Source organism: Microvirga yunnanensis (assembly GCF_025460875.1).
The window spans coordinates 87,668-114,660 of sequence record NZ_JAMXFI010000004.1; the positions used below are offsets into that span (position 1 = coordinate 87,668).

At 65.4% G+C, this 26,993-nt stretch carries 18 protein-coding genes; 7 read left to right on the top strand and 11 right to left on the bottom strand.

Going from position 1 to position 26,993, the window contains the following annotated elements; translation table 11 throughout:
- Positions 1-3: 3 nt before the first annotated feature.
- From NF876_RS03470 to cls, 4 genes are all read left to right on the top strand, one after another.
- Positions 4-669, top strand: coding sequence for a methyltransferase family protein (locus tag NF876_RS03470; RefSeq protein ID WP_262267452.1), 666 nt, complete (start codon positions 4-6; stop codon positions 667-669).
- A 36-nt stretch (positions 670-705) separates the two neighbouring features.
- Positions 706-3,096 (top strand): heavy metal translocating P-type ATPase, encoded by a 2,391-nt coding sequence (locus NF876_RS03475; RefSeq protein WP_262267453.1) that lies wholly within the window; start codon positions 706-708, stop codon positions 3,094-3,096.
- A gap of 115 nt (positions 3,097-3,211) precedes the next feature.
- A complete protein-coding gene (locus NF876_RS03480) occupies positions 3,212-3,724 on the top strand; it encodes a hypothetical protein (protein ID WP_262267454.1) in 513 nt (170 codons plus the stop codon).
- 160 nt (positions 3,725-3,884) lie between these two features.
- Positions 3,885-5,321, top strand: coding sequence for a cardiolipin synthase (gene cls, locus NF876_RS03485; protein ID WP_262267455.1), 1,437 nt, complete (start codon positions 3,885-3,887; stop codon positions 5,319-5,321).
- Between the two features lie 205 nt (positions 5,322-5,526).
- Here the strand turns inward: cls and NF876_RS03490 are convergent, their stop codons facing one another.
- The 8 genes from NF876_RS03490 to glgP form a co-directional block, all read right to left on the bottom strand.
- On the bottom strand, positions 5,527-6,783 hold the full coding sequence (locus tag NF876_RS03490; protein WP_262267456.1) for an MFS transporter: 1,257 nt from the start codon (positions 6,781-6,783) through the stop codon (positions 5,527-5,529).
- 244 nt (positions 6,784-7,027) lie between these two features.
- Positions 7,028-8,068, bottom strand: coding sequence for a type II glyceraldehyde-3-phosphate dehydrogenase (locus NF876_RS03495; protein ID WP_262267457.1), 1,041 nt, complete (start codon positions 8,066-8,068; stop codon positions 7,028-7,030).
- A 70-nt stretch (positions 8,069-8,138) separates the two neighbouring features.
- The gene (locus tag NF876_RS03500; protein WP_262267458.1) at positions 8,139-9,143 is read right to left on the bottom strand and encodes a hydroxyacid dehydrogenase; all 1,005 of its coding nucleotides are present in this window, start codon (positions 9,141-9,143) and stop codon (positions 8,139-8,141) included.
- Between the two features lie 67 nt (positions 9,144-9,210).
- Positions 9,211-10,449 (bottom strand): efflux RND transporter periplasmic adaptor subunit, encoded by a 1,239-nt coding sequence (locus NF876_RS03505; RefSeq protein ID WP_262267459.1) that lies wholly within the window; start codon positions 10,447-10,449, stop codon positions 9,211-9,213.
- Positions 10,450-10,452: 3 nt separating this feature from the next.
- Positions 10,453-12,816 (bottom strand): ABC transporter permease, encoded by a 2,364-nt coding sequence (locus NF876_RS03510; RefSeq protein ID WP_262267460.1) that lies wholly within the window; start codon positions 12,814-12,816, stop codon positions 10,453-10,455.
- A 4-nt stretch (positions 12,817-12,820) separates the two neighbouring features.
- Positions 12,821-13,528 carry an ABC transporter ATP-binding protein gene (locus tag NF876_RS03515; protein WP_262267461.1) on the bottom strand — a complete coding sequence of 236 codons (708 nt, stop codon included), beginning with the start codon at positions 13,526-13,528 and terminating at the stop codon, positions 12,821-12,823.
- Positions 13,529-13,580: 52 nt separating this feature from the next.
- Positions 13,581-15,974, bottom strand: a complete 2,394-nt coding sequence (locus NF876_RS03520; protein WP_262267462.1) for a phosphoketolase family protein — start codon at positions 15,972-15,974, stop codon at positions 13,581-13,583.
- Positions 15,975-15,999: 25 nt separating this feature from the next.
- Positions 16,000-17,691 carry an alpha-glucan family phosphorylase gene (gene glgP, locus NF876_RS03525; RefSeq protein WP_262267463.1) on the bottom strand — a complete coding sequence of 564 codons (1,692 nt, stop codon included), beginning with the start codon at positions 17,689-17,691 and terminating at the stop codon, positions 16,000-16,002.
- 141 nt (positions 17,692-17,832) lie between these two features.
- Between glgP and glgX the strand changes: the two genes are divergently transcribed.
- Entirely contained in the window at positions 17,833-19,962 is a 2,130-nt protein-coding gene (glgX, locus tag NF876_RS03530) for a glycogen debranching protein GlgX (RefSeq protein ID WP_262267464.1), read from the top strand.
- Complete coding sequence (locus NF876_RS03535; protein WP_262267465.1) at positions 19,959-21,140, top strand: acetate/propionate family kinase; 1,182 nt, start codon at positions 19,959-19,961, stop codon at positions 21,138-21,140. Before glgX ends, NF876_RS03535 begins: the two co-directional genes overlap by 4 nt.
- Here the strand turns inward: NF876_RS03535 and NF876_RS03540 are convergent.
- The 3 genes from NF876_RS03540 to NF876_RS03550 are packed head-to-tail and all read right to left on the bottom strand — an operon-like array spanning position 21,110 to position 24,920.
- A complete protein-coding gene (locus NF876_RS03540) occupies positions 21,110-22,021 on the bottom strand; it encodes a ribose-phosphate diphosphokinase (protein WP_262267466.1) in 912 nt (303 codons plus the stop codon). The two genes, NF876_RS03535 and NF876_RS03540, sit on opposite strands and share 31 nt — an antisense overlap.
- Entirely contained in the window at positions 22,018-23,559 is a 1,542-nt protein-coding gene (locus NF876_RS03545) for a thymidine phosphorylase family protein (RefSeq protein WP_262267467.1), read from the bottom strand. Before NF876_RS03545 ends, NF876_RS03540 begins: the two co-directional genes overlap by 4 nt.
- Positions 23,556-24,920, bottom strand: a complete 1,365-nt coding sequence (locus tag NF876_RS03550; RefSeq protein ID WP_262267468.1) for an MBL fold metallo-hydrolase — start codon at positions 24,918-24,920, stop codon at positions 23,556-23,558. Before NF876_RS03550 ends, NF876_RS03545 begins: the two co-directional genes overlap by 4 nt.
- Positions 24,921-25,132: 212 nt before the next feature.
- On the opposite strand from NF876_RS03550, the gene ftsH reads away from it, so the two are divergent.
- Complete coding sequence (gene ftsH, locus NF876_RS03555) at positions 25,133-26,983, top strand: ATP-dependent zinc metalloprotease FtsH (RefSeq protein WP_262267469.1); 1,851 nt, start codon at positions 25,133-25,135, stop codon at positions 26,981-26,983.
- Positions 26,984-26,993 lie beyond the last annotated feature (10 nt).

The window sequence follows — 26,993 nt, forward strand, 5'->3', positions numbered from 1 at the left end:
GCCATGGACACCTCACCTGCCTACGGCCTCTGGAGCCTGGTCATTCTCAACTCAGCCGTCTTCATCTTCTTTGCGTTCAGTTTCTTCAAGCCGCGCACGCCGCGGGACTGGCGCTCGTTCGGTGCCTTCAGCGCATTTCTGGTGGCCCTTTTCGCCGAAATGTACGGCTTCCCGCTCACGATCTACTTCCTGTCGGGCTGGCTCCAGAGCCGGTATCCGGGGGTCGACTGGTTCTCGCACGACGCGGGTCACCTTCTGGAGATGATGTTCGGCTGGCGGGCGAACCCACACGTCGGTCCGTTCCATGTCCTGAGCTTCATCCTGATCGGCGGCGGTTTCCTGATCATCTCGGCCGCCTGGCGTGTCTTGTATGCCGCCCAGCGGAATGGGCGGCTCGCCACTGAAGGGCCTTATCGCTACGTCCGTCATCCGCAGTATGTGGGCTTCGTGCTTGTCCTGACGGGCTTTCTCGTGCAGTGGCCCACGCTCCTGACGCTCGCCATGTATCCGTTCCTGGTGGCCATGTATGTGCGCCTGTCACTGTCCGAGGAGCGGGAAGCGCGCGCTGAGTTCGGGGCGGCGTATGACGCTTATGCGAAGCAGACCCCTCGCTTTCTGCCGCGGTGGTCCCGCCTGCTTGAGCAGCGGGACAGGCCGAAGGCGACCTGAGTGACCAGCAGGCCCCCAAAACAAGGAAGTCTCGACATGCAGACAACGACACTTGAAGTCGGTGGGCTCTTCGACGAGCTGGATCACCTCGCCATTGAAAAGCAGCTCTCTAGGCATCCGGGGGTTACCCAGGCGAGCGCCAACCCCGCTTCCGGCAGCGTCACCGTTGAATACGACGAGGCCACCACGAATGCCGAGGCGCTTCGAGCCACGGTCAACGAGTGCGGTTTCCATTGCCGCGGCGAGCGTGTCCCGCGCCATGTGTGCGTGGCCGACGCCACCGCGGTCCCGCCCTCGCACCCCCGGGCGCCATCGCACGGGCACCATGCCCATCCCGGCGCCACGGCGAAGGCGGCTCCGGCGCCGGCTCACGACATGATGGCGCACGAGATGGGCCACGGTGCAGGCATGGACATGCAGGACATGGTGCGCGACATGCGCAACCGTTTCCTGATCAGCCTGGTGTTCACGATCCCGATCTTCGCCATGGCCCCGATGGGCATGGGCGAGCCCTGGATCAGGCCTCCCTTCGGCCTGAGCGAGAACGTGGCGATGTTCATCCTCGCGAGCGCCGCCATTCTCTACCCCGTGTGGCCCTTCCTGACTGCGGCTTGGCGCGCGTTGCGCAACGGCATCCTCAACATGGCCGTGCTCGTCGTGCTGAGCGTCGGCACCGGCTACCTGTTCAGCGTCGGCAGCACCTTCCTGTGGCAGGGCGAACAGTTCTACGAGGCCTCCGCGGTCCTTCTCGTCTTCATCCTGCTCGGCCATTGGCTTGAGATGCGGGCACGTGCCGGGGCGTCCGCGGCCATCCGGGCCCTTCTGGACCTCGCGCCGCCGAAGGCCGTCGTCGTACGCGACGGCCAAGAGGCGGAGATTCCCACGGCCGAGGTCGTGGTCGGTGACGTCGTGGTCCTCCGGCCCGGCAACAAGATCCCGGTGGACGGCGAGGTGATCGAGGGCGAGTCGGCTGTCGACGAGTCGATGCTCACCGGCGAGTCGATGCCGGTGGCGAAGAAGGCCGGCGACGCCGTCGTGGCGGCCGCGATCAACAAGAGCGGCACCCTGCGCTACCGGGCGACGAGGGTGGGCGCTGACACCGCGCTCGCCCAGATCATCAAACTCGTCCAGGAGGCGCAGAATTCGAAGGCGCCGGCCCAGCTCCTCGCCGACCGGGCCTCCCAGGTGCTTGTGCTCGCGGCCATCGTGATTGGTCTCGTCACCTTCGCGGCATGGTACTGGTGGCTCGGCCAGTCGCTGCTGTTCGCGCTCACGCTCACGATCACGGTGTTCGTGATCGCCTGCCCGGACGCCCTCGGGCTCGCCACGCCCATGGCCGTGATGGTGGGCACCGGCCTCGGCGCCATGAACGGCATCCTGTTCAAGAACGCCGGCGCCCTCGAGGAGGCGACCAAGCTCAACGTGGTCGTGTTCGACAAGACAGGCACCCTCACGATGGGCCAGCCCAAAGTGGTGGAAGTCGTCGCGGCATCGGGCGGCTCCGCGGACGAGGTTCTGAGGGTTGCCGCCGCCGTCGAGCACGGGTCCGACCATCCTCTGGCCCTGGCCATCGTCGAACGGGCCAAAGACCTCGCCGTGCCCGCGATGGCGAACTTCCTCAACATCGAGGGCAAGGGAGCCCGGGCCGAGATCGATGGCGCCCCGGTGTTTCTCGGCAACCGGCGCCTTATGGAGGAGCAGTCCATCGACTTCACCGGCTTGGCGGAGAAGGCCGAAGCCTTGAAAGGCGCGGGCCGCACGGTGGTCCACGTTGCGCGGTCGGGCAGGCTTCTCGGGTTAATCGCCATCGCCGACGCACCGCGTCCGAGCGCGAAGGTGACCATCCAGCGCCTGCGCGAGCGCGGCGTCAAAGTGGCGATGCTGACTGGCGATAATGCCGGCACCGCCCGTCGCATTGCCGAGGAACTCGGGATCGACATCGTCTTGGCCGACGTGCTGCCGGGCCAAAAGGCGAGCAAGGTGAAGGAGCTTCAGGGGCAGGGACACAGGGTCGGCATGGTCGGGGACGGCGTCAATGACGCGCCGGCGCTGACGCAGGCGGACGTCGGCTTCGCCATCGGCGCGGGCACGGACGTTGCGATTGAGAGCGCGGACGTGGTTCTCATGAAGAGCGACCCTTACGACGTCGTGGGAGCCATCGAGCTGTCTCGGGCAACGCTGAGGAAGATGCACCAGAACCTGTGGTGGGCGGTCGGCTACAACATCGTGGCCTTCCCGCTCGCGGCAGGGGTATTCTATCCGTTCCTGCTCAGCCCCGAGATCGCGGCCCTTGCAATGTCGGGCAGCTCGGCCCTCGTTGCCATCAACGCCCTGCTGCTGAAGCGGACAAAACTGCACGAGCAGGGGCCGGACATATCCGAGCGCCGTCCTGCGCCCGCTTCTCGCGAGCACGAGGCGGCCGCGTAGGGGCTCGGGCCAGCGGAGTCCCGCTAACGGCCGGTTGTCGCGTCGACGGGTGGCGCTCATAGCCTCGTCCGTAATCCGATCGATCCGCACCCGGCCAACTCTGGAGATGATGGAAATGAATGCTTCATCCAAAGGAACTCCGCATCCGGCCGCGCGCAGGGCCTTCTGGTCCAGTCTCGCCCCGCTGTTTCTCGGCGTCTCATTGGCCCTGCCAGCAGCTGTCCATGCACAGGTGCTGGATCCGTTCCAGAAGGTTGACGGTCTCGCCGTGTACCTTGGGGTCATGCCAGCGCAGATCGTACGTGGCCATCCCACGGGACACACGGAGGCCGCCATGCACGGCGGCCCTCCGCATGATCCGGACACCTACCATCTTGTTGTTGCCCTGTTCGACGCGACGAGCGGGGCCCGGATCGAGGACGCTGACGTGTCGGCGGCTGTCTCGGGGCTGGGACACGTCGGCATGCAGCGCATACGGTTGGAGCCGATGTCGATTGCCACGACGATGACCTATGGAGGATTCGTCCAAATGCCACCAAGGGATCGCTACACGATCAACCTCGAAGTTCTCCGCCGGGGAGCGGCTCCCGCAAAAGCCGACTTTGTATTTGCGGGAGCCGCGCGTTGATGGGGCGCATACCGAGCCATGGCTGACGGCGGGCCTGCCGCAAACCTCTGCTGCGATCACAGGAGCAGGGCATAGGGCATGATGCTGCACGCGCAAACCACGAAGTGCAGCATCCCAGGGTATAGTTCCTCATCACGAATTCGAACGGTCGGTCTCACACATGCTTCTCAGCGAAAGCGCAGCCTGGGCTGGTGCCTACCTCGCCCTTGAGTGGGCCATCCGCGTAGTGATGCTCGTGGTGGTCCCGTTCCGGCGCTCTCCCGATGCGGCGCGCAGCTGGCTCACCCTTGTGTTCTTTCTGCCCATTCCGGCCTTGGCCATTTATCTCGTAATCGGCAGGCCGACATATCCACGCTGGCGGCGCGACCGCTTCGCCAAACTGCCGAAGCTTCTCGCCGTGGCGACGAGGCAGATCACGCACTCCCACTTCTGCCGCCGGCCGTCCCTTCCAGGCAATCTCGAGGATCCTGCGCTTCTCATTGAGACGCTCGGAAAATTTCCGACCCTCGCCGGAAATGACGTGGAGATCTGCTCCGATTACGAACAGCTCATCGACGATATCGTGTCGGACATCAATCGCGCGAAGCGCAGTGTTCACCTGCTGTTTTACATCTTCGCGGATGACGCTACGGGCCGGCGGGTCATGGAGGCCCTCGGCCAGGCAGCCCGGCGCGGGGTCGCCTGCCGGGTCCTTATCGATGCCGTCGGGTCACGGCGGTGGTCGCGGCAGGTCGTCAAGACCCTCACCTCCCACGGGGTGCATGTTCGGCTCGCGCTTCCAGTTGGACTTCTTCGCCGCAGGTCCGCGCGGGCGGACCTGCGCAACCACCGCAAGATCGCCGTGATCGACAGCCGGATCGGGTATGTTGGCTCTCAGAACATCGTCGACGCCGACCTTGATCCAGACGTGGTCAACGAGGAACTCATGGTCCGCGTGACAGGCCCTGTTGCCCTTGAGCTGCAAGCCGTCTTTGCCGCCGACTGGTTCATGGAGACGGATCAGGTGCTTGACGCACCGGTGCTGTTTCCCCATCGCGCGCCAGGGGACGGGGTCGTCGCGCAAGTCCTCGCAAGCGGTCCCGACTATCCCGACGCGGGGGTTGGCCTCCTCGTGGTGGCGCTGATCCATGGCGCCCGTGAAAGGGTTGTCATCACGACGCCGTACTTCGTTCCGGACGAGGCTTTGCTGCAGGCTCTGAAGACAGCTGTCCTGCGGGGGGTCAACGTCAGCTTGGTGGTGCCCGACGAGACGGACCACCTGATCGTGAAGATGGCACAGCGGTCCTACTACTCGGAACTGCTGCATTTCGGGGTTCGTGTTCACTCCTACAAGGGCTGCTTCCTTCACGCGAAGCACATTACGATTGATGGGGAGATTGCTCTCATCGGGTCAAGCAATGTCGACATCCGCTCATTCGTGCTGAATGCGGAGGTAAGTCTCATCGTCTATGACCGCAGCACCGTGCAGCGGCTCCGGCTTGAGCAGGATCGGTACTTTGAGACGAGCACGGTTCTGACGCGTGAGGCGTGGGAGAATCGCTCGATCCTGACCAAGACCTGCGAAAACCTGGCGCGGCTGGCGGCACCACTTCTGTGATGGTCCTGCGGCTGCCGGCGCAACGGCCTTCTCCGTTCCGGCCGGTTCAGCCGGACCCCACGAAGTTGACGACGTAGTCTGTTGCCAACGAGCGAAATTCTTGCCTCGTTGGCGCCCGTTGAAGGATTTTCCGCTGGGCCGGACACATACCGGCGTTTGCCGGTTGGAGGAGGCAGGATGTGTTCGGCATGCCTCAATCCGCGGTCTACAGGGAGGGCACGACCTTGGGGCCCGCGATAAGCTGGCGCGCCAGACGATGGCTTGTGGCAAGACTGGCCACAACAGCTGCCGCAGCAAGCGTGAAAGACGCATTGGGAATGACCGCCTGGCTGAACAGCAGGCCACCAAGGGCTGAGCCAACGGTCTGCCCGAGGCTGGCCGCCGCCGTCTGAAAGCCCAGTTCCGTCCCCTGCTTCTCTCCGGCCGTGACGGAAATCCAGTAGACCGCGATGGGCGACAAAACCCCTGCAGCCGCGGCGACCACGGCCACGGCGACCGTCATCGGAACATAGCTGGTGGTCAGAGGAACGGCGATAAGACCTCCGGCCAAGGCGATCAAGGCCGGAGCGATGAGCCACCGCGTCCAGTCCGGCTTCACCAGAGGCGAAAACACGACTGCCTGAACGAGAAACATGATCAGACTGCATTCGGCGAACATCATCCCGATGCGATAGGTGTCCAACCCGAGCACCTCTTTTCCGCGTAGCGCGAGGCCGACTTCAAATGAACCGACCGCCAGGGCAGTAGTGAACGAGATCCCGAGCAGGCGCACAATCACAGCCCGGCTGTATTGCGGTTGGACCTGTGCATCCGCGTTCTGACTGGCACTGACGGCCTGAGGCAGCAGACACCACACACTCAGACCTGCTGTGATGGCCAAGGCCGATGTAGCTAGCGACGGTGCCAATAGGCTCGCCTCTCCTCGCCCCATGAACATCGCCTGGGCCGAGGAGAATGCGGTTGCCCCCAGCAGCGGCCCGACGAGGAACCCAGCGGTGCCAGCGATGTTCAGGAGGGTATACTGGTGGGCGCGCCATTCTCTCGAAGGTGCGTGATCACCTACTAACGCATAGGATGCCGGGGCCACAGCCGAGGAAAACAGACCGGCGAAGAACCGGCCGAAATAGACCCCTGGCAAGCTGTCGACGAGAGCCGACCCTGCCGTGACGACGGCGAAGCCGCCCAAGCCAAGCAGGATCACCAGTCGGCGGCCATAACGATCCGAGACCTTGCCCCATATCGGTGCAAAGAAAAATATCGCCAGCATATAGGCCCCCATCAGGAGGCCGGTGTGCTGAGACAGTGTTGCGGCGTCAGATGTGCCGGCAAGGCGCTCAACAAGTGACGGCAGGATCGGCAGGATAACGCTGTAGCCCAGCGCGATCGAAAACATGGGCAGGAGCAATGAGGCCAGCGACTTCCACGGCAGTGGCTCAATCTGACGCGTTCGGGCGGGATCCATTCGCTCCTCTTTCATTGAGGCTCAAGTGTTCGGAGGACTCGCTCCGAGCCCGAGCAGATTGTTGCGCATGGGTGCTAGTTTATGCCTGCGGAACTCCGTGTGACTGCGCCCTTTCGGATGGCGTGGCCCACGTCGGATGGTGCGGTTCCTGGCTTCATCCGCAAGAATTCCGGATTGGACAAACGCCAGCCATTTGCGGGGGCGCCGGAAATCGCACTGTCCGGTGTCGGCCGTCGCTGGCGCATCAGACGAACAGGCTCCCGATCCCAAGCGCGGCGTCGGTTCTACGGATAGAGGCCGAGGCTTCGGGCTCATGGCCGGCCAGTGCCCGGACAGCGTCGATTGTCTCCGGAATGACAATGGCCTGATTGTCCACCATGTAGGCGTAGAACAGTTCGTCGCCCTCGACACGCAGCATGTCGGCCCAAAGCGCGACTTCGTAGAGGTTGTCGTGCGGCCGGCCGATGTCGGCCATCATCTCCTTGACGACATTCAGGGCGGCCAAGCCATCGCTCATCTGGATCAGGGCAATCCGCGAGGATGCGCGGAAGGCGTCGAGCACCTCCTCCTTGGCGGCGGGGCGGGTCATCTGCACGGACCAGTAATGGAGATGTGCCAAGGTCTCCGGCACCTTGACGGCCATCGTGATTTCGTCGAGCCCGGGGTCGACGCTCTGGGCGTCCGGCCCCTGATGGCTTGGGATCTGCCCCTCCGGCACGAGCGTGTTCATGATCCCGCCCTGATGGCTCTCCCAAGGGTCGGTCGCCCGACGCAGCAGCGTGCCGCGGGCGCGACGCAGAAGGCCCGCCTTCTTGAGGGCCGTCAGCGTGCGCACGATGGACGTGGTGTTGCAGGAGACGACTCGCGTCGAGTCGCGGCCGACCGCGCTGGCATAGTTCGCCTCGGCCACAAAGGAGTGTCCGGTCGCCTCGTGTTTCTCCCCGCCCTGCAGGATGAACTTGCGGCCGAGGCGCCGATAGAGCTCGACATTACGGGCCGCCACACGCTTCGGCGTGCAGTCGACCACGACGTCGACCTCGCCGAGGAGGTCGTCGAGCGTGCCCGCGACGTCCATGCCGGCCTGCTGCATCGCATCGGCATGTTCCGCTGTTGCACCGAACAGAGGGAAGCCATTCCGGATGGCCATGCGAGGACGCCAGTCCGTGCCGATGTCCGCCACACCTGCCAGGATCATGTCCTCCTGCCGGGCGACGCCGTCCGCCACACGCTTGCCGATCACGCCATACCCGTTGACGGCGACGCGGATCTTGGTCGGGGTGCTCATGGTCCTTCTCCTCTTGGCTGGAACCCGAAACGTGAGGCTGCGAGCACGGCACGTAAGCGCCGGGTCGGTTTCAGGCGATGGTGTTCTGGGGCTCTCCCCTGGCAAAGGCTTCGATGTTGTGGAGCGTGGTCTCAAGGATGCGCCCGATGGCGCCGTCCGTGTTGTATGCCGTGTGGGGCGTGACGATCACGTTGGGAAACCTGAGGAGTACGTGGTTTGCCACCAGCGCCTTCAGATCATAGGCCTCGGGCGATGCCTCGGCGCGGAAGATCTGAGCCTCCTCCCGGATCACCGGCTCGTGCGGCAGCACGTCGAGGCCAGCAGCCCTGATGTGCCCGCTGGTGAGCGCCCGCACCAGGGCGGACACGTCCACGATGTTGCCGCGGGCCGTGTTGATCAGCACTGCTCCCGGTTTCATCAAGCCGAACTCGCGGTCGGACAGCAGACCGATGGTCTGTGGTGTGGCCGGCAGATGCAGCGTCACCACGTCCGCCTCGGCAAGGGCCGCATCAAGAGATGCGTAGCGGAAGCCCATCTCCTGCGCTGTCGTCTCGTCGGGCCGGACATCGAATGCCACCACGTCCATGCCGAACCCTTTGGCGATCCCAATGACCCGGCGCCCGATCCGGCCGGTGCCGATCACCCCGAGGACCTTGCCATGGAGATCGAAGCCGCGCAGGCCGCCCTGCGAGAAATTCCCGCGGCGGGTCCGCTCGACGGCCTCCGCGAGATGGCGGCTCACGCCGAGCAGGAGGGCGAAGACATGCTCGGCGACCGTATGGTCGCCGTAATCGGGAACGTTGCAGACCGCCACCCCGTGGGCGCGGCACCAGGCGAGGTCGATGTGGTCGTAGCCCGTCGAGCGCGTCGCCACGAGCTTCAGGTTCGGCAGTCCCGCGAGGACGCCCGCGTCGAGCTTCGAATAGACGAACGGGCTCACGACCTCGGCATCGGCGTACTGCGCGACGGTGTCCTTGGTCAGCGGCTCACGGGTGCAGGCCACCGCGTGCTCGGGCTGGAGCCTGAGGCATGCCTCATGCTCCCACTGATCGGTCTCGAACACGGCTACCTTCATCGCCCTGTCTCCTTCGGCAAGGTGGTCGAGCCTTTGATGGGATATGACGTCACGCGGCTGCCCCTGCTCACCCGCCGTCCCGGTCCACGACCGCCACGCCATCCCTGATCCTGTCGCTGGGATGCAGCACGACCATGTCCCCCGCCGACAGCCCGGAGGTCACCTCGGCCAGCCGGCTGTTGCGGTGTCCGATCTTGACCAGGGTCGTCCGCGCCCGTCCGTCGCCGACAGTGAACACGGCCCAGTCCTCCCCGTTACGGAAGAGGGCGCTCACAGGCACGGTCAGGGCGTTGTCGGCACTCCAGGTCGTCACATGGACCACGACCCGGAAATCGTGTCCGAGCGCGCTCCAGGCCTCGGGCGGATCAACGAAATCGATTACGGTGCGGACCCGCTGCTCCTCGATGCCGAGAGCGGACACTTTGACGAAGCCGGCCGGGTCCACGCGTGTCACCCGTCCACGCAGCGGAGCGCCGCCCCAGCCGTCGATCCGCACCGGCGCGCCCGCCTTGATCTGCACCGCGTCGGTCGAGAGGAGATCAGCCGCCACTTCCAGGTCCGAGGGGTCTCCGACGTCGAGCAGCGGCGCCCCGGCCGGAACGACCGCCTCGCTCTCCTGGACGACCCGGAGGACGCGCCCCGTCGCGGGGGCCTTGACCTCGATGCAGCAGCCAGCAGTCGCCGGCCCCGAAGCGCCCGAGGGCTCGATCAACCGGGCGGCCGCGATCGCGTGCTCGCTGCGGCGTACATCGAGCTGGGCTCTCGCGCTCGCGAGCGCGGCCTCGTTGGTCTCGACATCGAACCGGGCCTTGTCCAGAGCCCGGCCCGAGATCGCCGCGGTGCGCGCCAGCGCCTCGGCCCGCCGGAGCTCGTCGCGCGAGAAGTCGAGCGCGGCCCCAATCCGGCGGACTTCCGCCTCGGCCAGCTTCACGGCCGCATCGGCGGCCGTGGCCGCTGCCTGCAGTTCCTCCCGGGACCGGATGTCCAGAAAGCTGGGAAGGGTCGGCTGCATGACCGCCACGACCGTCTCGCCTGCGGTGACCCGATCCCCAATGTGCTGGGAGGTTTCCTGGTGTCCGGCAGGATGGGAAATTCGCAGGACTTTCCCCGGGATCGGTGCGGAGACCGTGTAGATGTGGCGGACGCGCGTCCGGGCCTCGTCGTCGACCGTCGCCTCCATCGGCCCCAGCGACGCCCGTGCGAGATCGACGGCGATCGGCCGCGGCCAGGCGAACCAGCCGATCCCCGCCGCCGCCCCTGCGATGACGAGGCCTCCGGCCACACGTTTCAGCCAAATCCCACGCATGCTTCAATCCCGGGTTTTGAGGACGGCCACCAGGTCCAGCTGGTGAACCCGTCGGCGGACAACGAGCGCGGAAAGAACCGCGGCCACCAGCACGACCGCGCTGGCGAGGACATAGGTGGAATGCCCCACCACCAGACGGACCCGCATCAGCTCGCCCGCCAGGTTTGTCCTCATGATCCACGCCAAGCCATAACCCATGACCCAGCCCGGAATCTGCGCGACCAGCGTCAACAAGGCCAATTCCAGGAGAAGGATACGCAGGACTTCGGCCCGGGTGAAGCCAAGGACGCGCAGGCTCGCCAACTCGCGGGCCCGCTCCGACAGCGAGATCCGGGCGCTGTTGTAGACGACGCCGAACGCGATGATCGCGGCCAGTCCCGTGTAGATGCTGGCCATCGTCGTGATCAGGATGGCTATCGTTTCACGGAAGTTGGCCAGCGATGTACGCTGCAGGGCCAGCCCGCTCACGGCTGGGGTCCGCTTGATCGCCAGGTAGAGGGAGCCGAGCTCGCTCTCATCGACCGCCACGTGGACGCCGTTGACTGCGGGGGCCTCCCGCATCAGCCGCGACAGGGCGTCGGCGTTCATCATGCCTCTGATGCCGAAGTAATCTTCGACCAGTGCCGCAACAGGCAGGATCACGGTCCTGCGCTGCCCTTCGAGCAGGTCGACTTCCACGTCGTCGCCCACCCGCACGCCCAGGATCTGCGCGAGCATCGCCGAAATCGCCAACCCGCTCTCCGGGAGAACCACAGGGCGCAGGTTCTCATCGATGATCCGGCTGAGGTCCGCGCCGGGCGGCCGGCCGCTGATCATGATCCGCCGCTCGACGTTGCGGTGCCTGACCCGGATCGGAATTTCACGGTATGGTTCGGCCGTGATGACTCCAGGCAGGCGGGCGACCTGATGCACGACGTCCCACGGACGCTTTTCGGTGAAGCTCACCGTCGCATCCTGCCGGTCGGCCAAAAAATACGTGACGTCGATCAACTGCTCCATCGTGTCCCGCGTGAAGAGCGACACGATCAGGATCGCCGTGGCGAGTGCCATGCCGAGCACCGTAAAAGCCGCCCGGAAAGGATGGTGGGCGATGCTGCGCAGCATCATGACCGCCGGCTGGGACAGGATGCGGTTCAGGTAGAGGCCCAACGGGAGGACGTGGCGGAACCGCGGAGGCGCGGGCGGCTGCATGGCGACCGCCGGCGGCAGGGCCGCGACTTCGCGGAGGGCCCGGAGCGCCCCGACGGCACCGGCCGCCAGGCTCAGCAGCGCGGCGGCAATGTAGAGATCAGGGCTCTTGCTGAAGATGAGGAATGGAAAGCGGAAAAACTCACTGAACAGGTTCGTGACGACGGCTCCGAGCCAAGTCCCGACAACGCTGCCGATGGCGATTCCGATGAGGACAAGCGCCGCCACGAACTTGAGGTAATGCAAGGCGACCGCAAAATCGCTGTAGCCCAGTGCCTTGAACAAGCCGACCTGCTCCCGCTCGAGCGCGATCAGGCGGCCAAGCGTCAGGTTCACCAGGAATGCCGCGACCAACAGAAAGATCGGCGGCAGGGTCCGGCTCATGTTGCTGAGCATGTCGAGCTCATGGTCGAGAAAGGCGTGCGAGGTCTGGTCCTTCCGCCCGTAGGCCGCCTGTCCGCCGTAGCGGTCCAGCAATGCGTCGAGGCGCATGATCACCTCGCGTTCGGACGCATCCCGCAGCAGTTTCAAGGTGACCGAGGAAAACGCGCCCTCAAGATCGAAGGCGCTCGCCAGCGCCTTCTCCGACATCCAGACGATGCCGAAACGGCGGTCATCCGGCATGACGTCGCCCGGGCCAATGGCGTAGATGAACTCGGGCGACAGCACGGTTCCGACAACCAGGAGGTCGCGCTTGCGGCCGTTGAGCACCGCCGAGAAGCGTGCGCCAGGAGCGAAGCCGTGGGCCTTCGCAAAACTCTCGCTGACGGCAACCTCCTGGTCCCGCCCTGGCGCGGGAAGTCGGCCGGACCGGATGTAGAGCCGGTTGAGAGCAGGTTCGCCCTGCTCCGGCAGCGAGACGAACTGTCCGGTCGCGGGCTCCGGAAAGCCTGGGATGTCAAGCAGCGCGAGCTTCGCGACGCGGGCATCCACTGCAGCCACACCGGGAATTTCCGCAATGCGGTCGACCAGACCCATCGGCGCGCGCCTCACCAGCGCAAAGATATCGGCGAACTGGTGGCGTTCGTAATAGGCCGTGCGGGTCTCTTCGAGGGACCGGTACGACCCCATGGACATCAGGAGCGTCGCGACCCCGCCGGCGACCACGAGCGCAATGGCGAGCGCCTGGGCCCAGAGCCGTCTCAGGTCTCGAAGCAGTTTGAGGTCAAGCACCCGCATCGCATCACCAGGTGAGTTCGGCCGCAGCGCGGCGCGCTTCGTTCCTGACCTCGCGGGTGATCTGGCCGTCTGCAAAGTAAATCACCCTGTCGGCGACTTCTTGGATGCTCGCGTTGTGCGTGATGATGATCGTGGTGGTCCTGAGTTGGGCGTTGGCGCCCAGCAGGGCCTCGACGACGCGGATGCCCGTCTTGGAATCCAAAGCGCCGGTCGGCTCGTCGCAGAGCAGGACCTCCGGCCGCTTGGCGATGGCCCGCGCGATGGCCACGCGCTGCTGCTCGCCCCCTGAGAGCTGCGCGGGGAAATGATCCATCCGATCCTCCAGACCGACCAGCGCGAGGGCTTCTTCGGGACGCATCGGATGCGCGGAAATCTCCGTCACCAAGGCGACGTTCTCGTAGGCCGTGAGGCTCGGGACGAGGTTGTAGAACTGGAACACGAAGCCGACATGGCGTCGGCGGTAGGCGGTCAGGCGACGGTCGTCGAGCGAGGTGAGATCCAGGTCCTTGAAGAGCAGGCGTCCGCTCGTGGCTTGGTCGAGCCCGCCCATGATGTTGAGCAACGTCGACTTGCCGCTACCGGAGGGGCCCAGCAGGACGACCACCTCGCCTGCTGCGATCTCGAAGTTGAGACCCCGAAGGGCACGCACCTCGACCTCGCCGGTCCTGTAGACCTTCGTCAGATCCTGAGCCGTGAATACGCGTCCGTCCATCGCTTCCTTCGCTCGCCGGCCCGCGGCAGTTTGGGCCGGCAACTCAGTGCTTTCAGTCACCGGCCTCGGCCGCAGTCCGGTACGGCCAGCCCCAATCGCGGATCTCCGGCATGTCCTCGCCGTTCCGCGCAATGTACTCGCCGTGCTCGATCAGCTTGTCACGGACGGACTGCACGACATAGGCCGCCTGCGGCGCCAGCTTCGGCACGTGCCGGGCCACGGCCTCGACGAGGTGGAACCGGTCGAGCCGGTTCAGGACCACCATGTCGAAGGGCGTGGTCGTGGTGCCCTCCTCGCGGAAGCCGTGCACATGGAAGTTGCCGTGGTTCGCCCGCTTGTAGGTGAGCCGGTGGACCAGGTGCGGGTAGCCATGGAAGGCAAAGATGACCGGCTTGTCCTTGGTGAAGAGCAGGTCGAACTCCTGGTCGCTCAAGCCATGCGGGTGCTCGTCCGGCGACTGCAAGGTCATCAGGTCGACGACGTTGACCACCCTCACCTTCAGGTCGGGCGCATGTTCGCGAAGGATGCTGACGGCCGCAAGGGTCTCGAGCGTCGGCACGTCGCCGGCGCAGGCCATGACGACGTCGGGCTCCGCGCCGCGATCCGTGCTCGCCCATTCCCAGATCCCGATCCCGGCGCTGCAATGGGCGACCGCCTGGTCCATCGTGAGCCATTGCGGCGCCGGCTGCTTGCCGGCCACGATGACGTTGATGCGGTTGTAGGTCTGCAGGCAGTGGTCGGCGACATACAGAAGGCAGTTCGCATCCGGCGGGAGATAGACGCGCACGATCTCGGCCTTCTTGTTTGCGACCACGTCCATGAAGCCGGGATCCTGATGGCTGAAGCCATTGTGGTCCTGCCGCCAGACATGGGAGGTCAGCAGGTAGTTGAGCGACGCGACGGGCCGGCGCCAGGGCAGCTCCCGGGCGACCTTCAGCCACTTGGCGTGCTGGTTGAACATCGAATCCACGATGTGGATGAACGCCTCGTAGCACGAGAAGAAGCCGTGGCGGCCGGTCAGCAGATAGCCTTCGAGCCAGCCTTGGCACAGATGCTCGCTGAGCACCTCCAGCACCCGTCCCTCCGGTGCGAGATGGACGTCCTCGGGCAGGATCGGCCCCATCCAGGCGCGGTCAGTCTGCTCGAACACGGCGTCGAGCCGGTTCGAGGCGGTCTCGTCCGGACCCACGATACGGAAGTTGCGTGCCGACGCGTTGAGGGCAATCACATCCCGGAGGTAGGTTCCCAGAACACGGGTCGCCTCCCCTACCACCTTCCCCGGCGCTTCGACCGTCAGCGCATAATCCCGGAACTCCGGCAGCCGCAGCGGCCGCATCAGCGGGCCGCCATTCGCATGCGGATTGGCGCCCATCCGGCGCTCGCCGGCAGGCGCCAGGGAGGCGACCTCGGGGCACAAACTCCCGGCGTCGTCGAACAGCTCGTCGGGCCGGTAGCTCCGCAGCCACTCCTCGAGCTGCTTCCTATGGGCGGGGTTGCGGCGGGTCTCGGCGAGCGGCACCTGGTGCGACCGCCAGAAGCCTTCCGTCTTGAGGCCGTCGACCTCCTTGGGCCCTGTCCAACCCTTAGGGGTCTTCAGGACAATCATCGGCCAGCGGGGACGCTCGCTGACCCCGCCTGTTCGGGCGGCGCTCTGGATTGCGGCGATCCGGCCGAGAACCGTGTCTAGCGCGCCCGCCAGGGCCTGATGAACTATCTCGGGTTCGGTCCCCTCGACGAAATAGGGTTCGTGCCCATAGCCGATGAGGAGCTTCTCAAGCTCGTCGTGATCCATCCGGGCCAGGACCGTGGGGTTGGCGATCTTGTAGCCGTTGAGATGGAGGATCGGCAGAACGGCGCCGTCACAGGCGGGATTGAGGAACTTGTTGGAGTGCCAGGAGGCCGCGAGCGGTCCGGTCTCGGCCTCGCCGTCGCCGATCACGCAGGCGACGATCAGGTCCGGGTTGTCGAAGGCGGCCCCGTAGGCGTGCAGGAGGGCGTAGCCCAGCTCCCCGCCCTCGTGGATCGAGCCGGGCGTCTCCGGGGCGGCATGGCTCGGGATGCCGCCGGGAAACGAGAACTGGCGGAAGAGCTTCCGCAGGCCCTCGGTATCCTGTGAAATCTCCGGGTAGATCTCGCTGTAGGTGCCCTCCAGGTAGGTGTTGGCCACCATGCCGGGGCCGCCGTGCCCGGGGCCGCAGACGTAAAGGACGCTGAGGTCCCGCGCGCGAATGGCCCGGTTGAGGTGGGCGTAGATCAGGTTCAATCCCGGCGTGGTGCCCCAGTGGCCGAGCAGGCGCGGCTTGACGTGCTCGGGCTTCAACTCCTCCCGGAGCAAGGGGTTGTCCAGGAGGTAGATCTGGCCGACCGACAGGTAGTTCGCGGCCCGCCAGTAGGCGTCGATCCGGTCCAGTTCCTCGGGGCTCAGCGGCTTGTCCAACGGTTTCATCGTCACTCTTCCTGGAAGTCGCGGTTCAGGGCCGGACATAGGCCTCGGTCGTGTAGCGGCGCATCATCCGCTGGCTGTTGAAGTAGGACGCGATCTTGGAGACGCCCTGCTTCATCATGCCGATCCAGCGGGCGCGGTCCTGATAGTACAGGGGCAGGACCTGCCCTTCGAGCTTGTCGTAGAGGTCACGTCCATGCTGCTCGGCCCCCTCCGCGCCGTCCCGGCCAATCGACCAGCCGGTGACGCCGTCGATGCAGGCCTCGATCCACCAGCCGTCGAGCACGCTGAGGTTCAGGACGCCGTTCAGGGCGGCCTTCATGCCGCTCGTCCCCGACGCTTCGAGCGGGGGCAGCGGCGTGTTCAGCCATACGTCCGTCCCGGCCACCAGGGTCCGGGCCAGCGCCATGTCGTAGTTCGGCAGGAACGCGATGCGGATGTCAGGGGAAAGCTGGCGCATCCGGTCGTGGATGTCCCGGATCATCTGCTGGCCCTGCGTGTCCCGGGGATGCGACTTCCCCGCCATGACGACCTGGAACGGAAACCTGGCGCTGATCGAACGGAGCCGCTGCAGATCCGAGAACAGGAGATCCGGGCGCTTGTAGCCCGTCATGCGCCGGGCGAAGCCGATCAGGGGCACGTCCGGCTCCATGGTGATGCCGGTACTTTGCCGGATCTCCTCCAGCAGGTCGCGCTTGGCCGCCTGGTGGGCGGTCCAGACATCCTCGTCGCGGAGCTGGTCGGCCCGAACCAGAAGCTCCGGCTCATGGCCCCAGTTGGGCAGGATGTCCTGGTAGAGCTTGGCGAAGGCCTTGTGGGTCCAGGTCGGGGCATGCACGCCGTTCGTGACCGCCGCGATCCTGTAACCCGGAAACATCCGCTGCGTCGTCTCGGCATGGCGGCGTGCGACGCCGTTGACGTAACCGCTGAGGTTCAGGGCGAGCCGGGTCATGTTGAGCCGGTCCTCGCCGGCCAGGGGCTTGAGTTCGTCGAGAGGGACGAAATCGGCTCCGAGGATGCGTTGGACGTCCTCGTAAGCGAAGCGGTCGTGCCCGGCCTCGACCGGGGTGTGGGTGGTGAACACGCACATGTCTCGGACGTGATCGACCTCGTGGGCCAATCCGTTGCCGCCGGACCGGCGCCTCCGCCGCAACAGCTCGAGCGTGAGGAAGGCCGCATGGCCTTCGTTCAGGTGGTAGGTCCCGATGCTGAAACCCAGCGCCTGGAGCAGGCGAACGCCTCCGACGCCAAGGACGATCTCCTGCTTGAGGCGGTACACGTCATCGCCGCCATACAGGTGGTCCGTGATCTTGCGGTCCTCGGGAGCATTCTGGTCGAGATCGGTGTCGAGCAGCAGCACCGGAACCTGATGGCCGATGGGGCATGTCACGACGTAGAGCCAGGGCCGGATCCAGACGGACCGGCCCTCGATCCCCACGGCGACCATGGCCTCGAGCGGCGTAGCCCAATCCGCCGGGTTCCAGGGATCGTCATGCCCGACTTGGGAGCCGTCGGCGGCGATCTCCTGGCGCAGGTAACCGGCCCGGCTCGCCAGCGTCACGAAGACCACCGGCAGTTCGAGGTCGGCGCAGGACCGGGCCGTATCCCCCGCCAGGATGCCGAGACCTCCGCTGTAGCTGTGGATCTCCGGCCGCAACGCGATTTCCATGGAGAAGTACGCGATGCTGGTGCGCTGGAGATACGGGAGGATGGCGGCCACGGCGACACTCCTGCTTGAAGCCCAACCCTGAGCTTTGCCTAGGAAGACTATCCATTATGCTGCATTCTGCCTTGATGCGGATCAAGGCGGCCCCTGATCCTTGTGGCGTAGGTTGCGATCCAAGCCCAAGCAGCGCGAGCCATGGCCATCCGCCGGCGGATTCTGGCGGTCGCCTGCGGGCGCGAAGGACACTCGATGGACCAGGAGGCTCTGCGACACAGGATCCGGAACCTGCCGGCCGACCCAATCCGGATTGAGCGCGGGGAGCCGCTTCCGCTTGGGCTTCATGATTGCCGTGGTGGGATGAACCTTGCCGTGTTCAGCCGGCATGCATCCCGAATGGCGCTGCTGCTGTTCGAGAGCGTCGACGCGACCTCCCCCTTCATGAGGGTTGAACTCGAGCCGAAGCGTCACCGGACAGGCGACGTCTGGCATGTCCGGCTTCAGGGCGACCTAGAGGGCTTGCTTTACGTCATGCAGGCCGACGGCCCTCGCGGGCTCGCCCAAGGGCACCGGTTCCAGCCGGATCAGCCGTTGCTTGAGCCATACGCCGCCTTGGTCGCGGGCGGGACCTGGAGCCGACGGCCCGTAGCCTTGCCGCACCCAGCGGACCGAACGCGCCGCTGCGTGATCACCGACCAAGGGTTCGACTGGCAGGACGACGTTCGCCCCCGGCACCCATGGAGCAGGACGATCATCTATGAGACCCACGTGCGCGGGCTGACAGCCCATTCCTCGGCAGGCGCCGCTCACCCTGGCCAATTTCTCGGCGTGGTCGAGAAGATCCCCCATTTCCAGCGGCTTGGCATCACCGCCGTCGAATTGTTGCCGGTCCAGGCCTTCGACCCGTACGCGAGACAAAGACGGGATCCGGTGACCGGAACGGCGCTCAGGGATTACTGGGGCTACGATCCCGTGGCCCTGTTCGCGCCGATGCCAGGCTACTCCAGCGACCCGTCATCAGATGCCGCGGGAGCGGAATTCAAGACGATGGTGCGCGAGCTGCACAAGGCGGGGATCGAGGTCATTCTGGATGTCGTGTTCAATCACACGGCGGAAGGCGACGAGACGGGGCAGACCTACAGCTTCCGCGGACTCGACAACGCGATCTACTACATCCTGGCACCCGACCGGAGCCGGTATCTCGACTTCTCTGGCTGCGGCAACACGCTGAACTGCAATCACCCAGTCGTGCGTAGCATGATCATCGACTGCCTCCGCCATTGGGTCGTGCACATGCACGTGGACGGGTTCCGGTTCGACCTCGCCTCCATCCTGGGGCGTGGCACGGACGGCACAATCCTGGCAAACCCGCCCCTGCTGGAGCAGATCGCCGAGGATCTCCTGCTCCGGGACGTTAAACTCATCGCCGAGGCCTGGGACAGCGCCGGCGCGTTCCAGGTGGGGAGGTTCCCCGGCATCCGCTGGGCGGAATGGAACTGCCATTACCGTGATGACGTGCGGCGGTTCTGGCGCGGCGATCCCGGCATGACAGGCCGGTTCGCCACCCGCCTCTGCGGGAGCGCCGATCTTTACCAGCGGGACAAGGACGGCTCTCCCGTCAAGAGCATCAACTTCGTCACTTGTCATGACGGCTTCACCCTGAACGATCTCGTCTCCTATGCGACCAAGCACAATGAAGCCAATGGCGAGGGCAATCTCGACGGCATGAGCCAGAACTACAGCGACAACAACGGAGCCGAGGGAGCGAGCGATGATCAGGCCATCGAGGCCATGCGCCTGCGCCAGATCAAGAACATGCTCGCCTCCCTGTTCGTCTCGCGGGGCGTTCCGATGCTGCTCGGGGGCGACGAGTTCCGCCGCACGCAGGGCGGCAACAACAACGCTTATTGCCAGGACAACGAAACGTCCTGGTACGACTGGAGCCTTGCCGATCACAACCGAGACCTCGTCGACTTCGTCAGCAATCTGATCGCTCTTCGCAAAACACACCCGGCTCTCAGCGCTGACCGCTTCTACGCTCCTGAGGAGATCGAGTGGTTCGGTCCCGACGGCGGCTCGGTGCATTGGGACGGTCCTGACAACCAGGTCGGCTGTGTCGTCCGTTACAACGGGAAGGCGGCGCTATGCCTTATGTTCAATGCCGCCCGCACCTCGTGCCGGTTCGTGATCCCGCCCGTAGCGGAGAGATGGCATGTCACCGTCGATACAGCCGCAACTTGCCCGGAACCTGTGGACGCAGCGTTGGGCGAACTCCTCCTTGAGGCTCGCACCACGAAGGTTCTCGTTGCCAAGGATCCGATGCCATGACCGTGGCAATCCTCGTTCTGAATGCAGGCTCCTCCAGCCTAAAGTTCGCATTGTATGAGCCCGAAGAGCTCGCTCTCCTCTGCCGCGGCACGATTGGCGCGATCGGCGGCGAAACCTACCTGAAGGTCGCGGGACCCGAACAAGCGCTCCTTTCAGGGCAGCAGCCACCAGCTCATGCAAGTCACGAAGCGGCCACGGCATGGCTTCTGTCCCTCGTCGGCGACGTTTCCGATCTAGACCTCGCGGCGGTCGGACACCGCGTCGTTCATGGCGGCCCGCGGTTCAGCTCACCCGTCCTCATCGACAACAGCATTCTTGCGGAACTCAGGGCTCTTATCCCCTTGGCTCCCGGACATCAGCCACACAATCTTGCTGCCATCGACGCGGTCGCAAAGACCTGGCCCGGGCTGCCGCAGGTGGCGTGCTTTGACACGGCGTTTCACCGGACCATGCCCCGGTTGGCGCAGCTCTATCCCCTTCCGCACGACATCATCGACGGCGGGACGGTTCGCTACGGTTTCCACGGGCTCTCGTACGAATACATCGCCGGCGCCCTGCCGGACCAAGCGGGTGAGCGCGCCTCCGGCCGCGTGGTCGTGGCTCATCTGGGTCACGGCGCTAGCCTGTGCGGGATGCTGAACCGCCGGAGCATCGCGACCACGATGGGCTTTACGGCGCTGGACGGCATCATGATGGGAACCCGCTGCGGAGCCATCGACCCGGGCATCATCCTGCACCTGATCCAGGCCAGGGGCATGGCTCCCGACGCGGTGGCCGACCTCCTGTATGCCCGCTCCGGTCTCCTCGGCGTGTCCGGGATCAGCGACGATGTCCGCATCCTTGAGGCCAGCGATGACCCGCGTGCAGCCGAGGCCCTCGACCTGTTTGCCTACCGGATCATCCGCGAAGTGGGCTCATTGGTAGCAGCCCTTGGCGGGCTCGACGTCCTCGTCTTTACGGCAGGGGTCGGCGAGCACTCGGCCGGCGTGCGCGACCGTATCGCTCAGGGTTTGGCCTGGACCGGCTTGACGCTGGATCAGGAGTGCAACGCCCGTTCCGCGGCCCGGATCAGTGCCGTCGGATCACCCGTGGATGCATTGGTGATCCCGACGAACGAAGAGTTGCCGATCGCGCGAGCGGCGCGAGGTTACCGGCGCAGCGGTACGCCCGGCTCGTGAAGGACCCCGCGGACGAGATCGACCAGTACCGGGGTCACATCGATCGCGTTGGACTCATGCAAGACGGTGTTGCTGGTGCTGACGGCGGCGGCAACGTCCTTGAGAGACTGATGGACGCCGTCCGCGAACAGAGCGTGGACTGCCACGCATACCGGAGCCGCGAGTCCTCTTCCCCTGAGCTGTCTTGCTGTCTCCAGCATCGTCTGACCTGATGAGATGATGTCGTCGACCAGCACCGGTGTCAGATGGGAGACCTCGCCCAGATCGGGCACTGTGATCTTGACGTCCCGGTCTCCGTGCCGTTCCTTCCGCAGAACACGGAAAGGGGCCCCCGCACGTGCTGCGACTTCCGCAACCCACTGCTCGCTTTCAACATCAGGGCCGATGATTACGGGACGATCGACATGGGAGTGGATCCAATCCGCCAGAAGAGGAGCTGCGTGCCCGACGCGGCTTGGGATCGGGTAGACCTCGTCGAGCGCCTTGTGGCGATGGAGGTGCGGATCCATGGTGACAAGCCAGTCGATGTCGGAGGACAACAAACGTGCGAAGGTCATGGACGTTATGGCTTCGCCCTCATGGAAGCGTTTGTCCTGGCGCATATAAGCGAGGTAGGGCGCGACAAGACCGACACTTGCCGCCCCCAAGTCCCGTGCGGCCGCGGCCGCGAACGCGAGCGGGAGGAATTTCGGGTCGGGATGGTCCAGCCTGCAGACGAGGATCAGCGGACGTCCTCTCAGAGCTGTCCCGAAGCGGACATAGGTCTCGCCGTCCGGGAAACGGCGGGTCTCAAGCGCCCCAAGTCCGGCACCAACTTTCTGTGCTAGCGCCTCGGCCAGCGCCTCATTGCCCGGTAAAGCAATCACGAGAGCGTCGGTCATGCCTTTACCTCGATGATGTCGCTCGTGGATGCTGCGTAGTCGAGCGCATACTGCAGTTCACCGACGGTGTTGGCGTGCAAGGTCACCAAGGGCTCGCCGGCCTGAATCGGATCTCCCAGACGGACGTGAAGTTTGACGCCAGCGGCTTTCGTGTCCGGCGCACCGGCAAGTTTCGCCAGCTTGGCGATCTTCCGGTTGTCGATGGCGGTCACCCGTCCGCTGGCCTGGGCCAGAAGAGGACGGTGCTGAGTCGCGACAGGCGGCGTTCTCAGCCCACCCTGCGCCTCGCAAATGCGTTGAAACTTTGCCCAAGCCCGTCCATCCTCGAGCGTCTGGGCTGCGAGAGCCGCGCCCTGGCCCTTCGGAGCCTTGCCGCCGAGTTCAAGAAGCGCACCAGCCAGCGCGCAGGCCCTCTGCTTAAGATCCGTCGGAGCATGGGCTTCCTGGCGGAGAACGGCGAGGACATCATACGCTTCGAGCGCTGGACCGATGCCGCGCCCGATCGGCTGCATGCCATCCGAGCGGACAACTGTGACGGCCAGCCCGAACACGCGAGCGACCTCCACGAGGCGGCGTGACAGGACCTCAGCGGCCTCTGGACTCCTGACTTTGGCCGTAGGGCCGACCGGCATGTCGAGCACCAGATGCGATGAGCCTGCCGCGATTTTCTTGGACAGCACGGAAGCAACAAGCTGCCCCTCGCTGTCGACATCAAGCGCGCGCTCGACCTGAATGAGGATGTCGTCGGCCGGGCTGAGACGGACCGCACCGCCCCAGACGATACAACCGCCTTCAAGCTCCACGACCCGCCGCATGGACGGCAAATCAAGGTCAACGGGCGCCATCGTTTCCATGGTATCCGCCGTGCCGGCGGGGGAGGTAATCGCCCGTGAGGAGGTTTTGGGCATCGTCAGCCCATGGGCGGTCACGATCGAGACAACGATGGGTGTCGTCCGGTTCCCCGGCAGGCCACCGACCGAATGCTTGTCGAGGATGGGACCGTTCGACCAGGTCAGGCGGTCGCCGACATCAATCATGGCGCGCGTCAGGCCGATCGTCTCAGCCTCGTCGAGAGGCAGGGCCGCGCAGGCCGTGATGAACGATGATAGCTCGATATCGGAGTATCGCCCTTTCACGACGTCGCCAATGATGGAGCGAAGCGCCGGCTCGTCCAGCCGGCCGCCGTAGATCCGGCGCCTCACGCTGCGCAATGACTCGACGGGGCCGGGGTGGCGGACAACGAGTGGATCACCCTCCGCGACTTCGAGGCGCTGCCACGCCGCTTCGGACAAGCCTGCCTCGTTGGGAGCGAGGAGATCCGCCGACACTTGGTAGAGTGTCGCAATCGTCTCTCGGTCTCCGGCCCTGAGCAGGACGCGCGCGTGCGCTGAAAGCCCCTCGGAGCGGCAGACATGACAGTCGGTCCGCATGAACACGACCGCCTCGTGATGGGTATGCACCCCGAGCCGCCGTGCCCTGAGGAAGCTGCTTTCGACCTCTGCAGGGGTTGCAAGAGAGGTCCGTGCGTTTGGGCTCATGGCAGTTCCGCCTGTTCCAGATGTTCGGGGACGGTGCAGGACCAGCCGATCTCGTCCTGGATGCGCAGGCGCAGGGCATCCGATGCCGAAGCCTCACCGTGGGTGATGAAGGTCTTTCGCGGCGGTCGACGGAAGTTGCCCAGCCATTTCAGGATCTCGTCGGCATCCGCGTGGGCCGAGAGCATGGACAGATTGCGAACCTCCGCCCTAACCGGAATATACCCGCCATGGATCTTGATCGTCTCGGCGCCGGCGACCATGGCCGCCCCCCGCGTCCCGGCCGCCTGAAATCCGGCGAAAACGATGCTGTTGCGAGGATCGGGCGCATAGCGCTTCAAGTGATGCAAAACGCGTCCGCCGGTGGCCATGCCGCTCGCGGAGATGATCACCTTCGGGATGGGGTTTTCGTTCAGGGCCTTGGAAGCCTCGACACTCCGCACGTAGGTGGCGATCCCACAGGCCGCCCGGCATTCGGCGGCCGACAGCTTCTGATCCTCCACGTGCCGGCACAGGATCTCGCTCGCATCCACCGCCATGGGGCTGTTGAGGAAAATTGGAACGTTGGCCAGCCGACCCGCAGCCTTCAAACGCTCCAAATGATACAAAAGGGTTTGGGCCCGTCCGACCGCGAAGGCCGGGATGATGATGGTCCCACCCCGGCCAACCGTTCGCTCGATGATGTCGCCGAGTTCCCGCTGGGCATCCTCCGCGGCATGGTGACGGTTGCCGTAGGTCGACTCGACGACGAGATAGTCCGCTTCCTCGATCGGGCTCGGGTCGACCATCATGGGATCGTTGTAGCGTCCGAGGTCGCCCGAAAAGACGATCCTCCTGCCGCCCCACTCGCATGCGACGCTCGCGGCGCCAAGAATATGGCCGGCCCGGCTGAACCGGATCCGGGCGCCAGACGGGAGTTCGTGCCAGGTGCCGAATGAAACCGGCGTCAAGTGCGTGAGCGCCCGTTCGGCGTCTTCGGTCGTGTAGAGCGGAAGAGCGGGCTTGTGCTTCGAGAAGCCGCGCCGGTTGGCGTATTCGGCATCCTGCTCGAGAAGATGGGCGCTGTCCGGAAGAAGGAGATCGCAGAAGTCTTTGGTCGCATCCGAGCAGAGGATCTTGCCGGCGAAGCCGTCCCTGACGAGGGCGGGCAGGTACCCGGAATGATCCAGGTGGGCATGGGTGAGGATGACCGCGGAGATCCTGCGCGGGTCTGCCGGAAACGGCGCCCAGTTGCGGAGCCGCAGCTGTTTCAGGCCTTGAAAGAGCCCGCAGTCAATCAGGATGCGCCGATCCCCGCTTTCAAGGAGATACCGCGAGCCCGTGACCGTGCCGGCTCCGCCGAGAAACGAAAGCTTGAGTGCCATTCAGGATCCTCCGGCAGACACGTCATGCGCCTGAAGGTCGATACTTAACGCATCCGCAACGGCTTGACTTTGACTTGGCGCAATCCTTCCGGTCCGCCGGATTGTAGCCCAACTGCTGTGCTTGGGTTGATCCGCATCAATGTCGGCCCGGGGAGGCAAGGCCATGTTTGGCTGCGCCCGCCGGAGAGCTGGTGCCTGACCGGAGAGGCGAGATGCAGATCAAGCGCGAGCACCAGATCAACTTCTGGTACGTGATCGTGGCCGTGATGGCCGTGTTCCTGTTCCAGGACCTCCTCAGCCAGTTCGGGCACACCCGCGAGATCTCCTACAGCGAGTTCCAGAAACTGGTTTCCGAGCGCAAGGTGACGGATCTTATCGTCGGGCCTTCGCAGATCTCTGGAACGTTGACCGAGCCGGGCCAAGACGGCGTGAAGCACTTCTCGACCGTACGGGTCCCTGAGGACATCGCCGCGAAGCTCTCCACAGCCGAGATCCCGTTCTCCGGACAGCCGGCCCCCGGTCTCCTCCAATCCTTCCTGAGCTGGCTTCTGCCGATGATCGGCTTCGTGGTGCTTTGGATGTTCCTCGTGCGGCCGATGGCGATGGGCGGCCAGGCCGGAGGCCTCATGTCCATCGGCAAGTCGCGCGCGAAGGTGTACGTCGAGACCGACACCAAGGTCACCTTTGCCGACGTGGCGGGCGTGGACGAGGCCAAGGAGGAGCTCAAGGAGGTCGTCCAGTTCCTCAAGGACCCCAAGTCCTACGGCCGGCTCGGAGCCCACGTGCCCAAGGGCGTGCTGCTGGTCGGTCCCCCAGGGACCGGCAAGACGCTTCTGGCCCGCGCCGTCGCCGGCGAGGCCGGGGTCCGCTTCTTCTCGATCTCGGGCTCCGAGTTCGTCGAGATGTTCGTCGGCGTGGGCGCCGCCCGGGTCCGGGACCACTTCGAGCAGGCGCGGAAGCAGGCGCCCGCCATCATCTTCATCGACGAGCTCGATGCCCTCGGCCGGGCGCGCGGCGGCGTCTTTCTCGGCGGCGGGCACGACGAGAAGGAGCAGACGCTCAACCAGCTCCTGACGGAGATGGACGGGTTCGATCCGACCAGCGGCATTGTCCTGCTGGCGGCGACGAACCGCCCGGAGATCCTCGATCCCGCGCTGCTGCGGGCCGGGCGCTTCGACCGTCAGGTGCTCGTGGACCGCCCCGACAGGAAGGGCCGCGTCGACATCCTCCGGGTCCACGCCAAACGCGTGAAGCTTGCGGGCGACGTCTCCCTGGAGAACGTGGCTGCGCTGACCCCCGGGTTCACCGGGGCGGACCTCGCCAACCTCGTCAACGAGGCGGCGCTGCTGGCCACCCGGCGGTCGGCCGAGGCCGTCACCCTCGACGACTTCACCCAAGCCATCGAGCGGATCGTCGCCGGCCTGGAGAAGCGCAACAAGCTCCTGAACCCGCATGAGCGCATGGTTGTGGCCCATCACGAGATGGGCCACGCCATCCTCGCCATGGCCCTGCCTGGCGTCGATCCGGTCCAGAAGGTCTCGATCATCCCGCGCGGCGTCGCGGCGCTCGGCTACACGATCCAACGGCCGACGGAGGACCGCTTCCTGATCGACCGGTCCGAGCTCCTGAACCGCATGACCGTGCTCCTCGGCGGCCGGGCGGCCGAGCGCCTCGTCTTCGGCGAGGTCTCGACGGGCGCGGCCGACGACTTGGCCAAGGCGACCGAGATCGCCCGCAGCATGGTCACCCGGTTCGGCATGGACCCGGAGCTTGGCGAGGTGTCCTACGAGCCCGAGCGGCCGGCCTTTCTCGCGCCCATGCCGGAAACCGGCCTTGAGCCCCGGCGTTATGGGGAGGAAACGGCGGCTGCCATCGACGGAGCCGTACGCAAGCTGCTCGAGGAGGTCTCAAAGCGGGCCGAGACGATCCTCCTGCGCAATCGGGCCGCTCTCGACCAGGCAGCTCAGCTTCTTCTGAGCAAGGAAACGCTCCAGGGCCCGGATCTCGAGGCTCTCGCCGCGAGCGTCACCCGTGAGGCCCCGGCGAAACAGGCCGCCGAATGAAGCTGTGGAG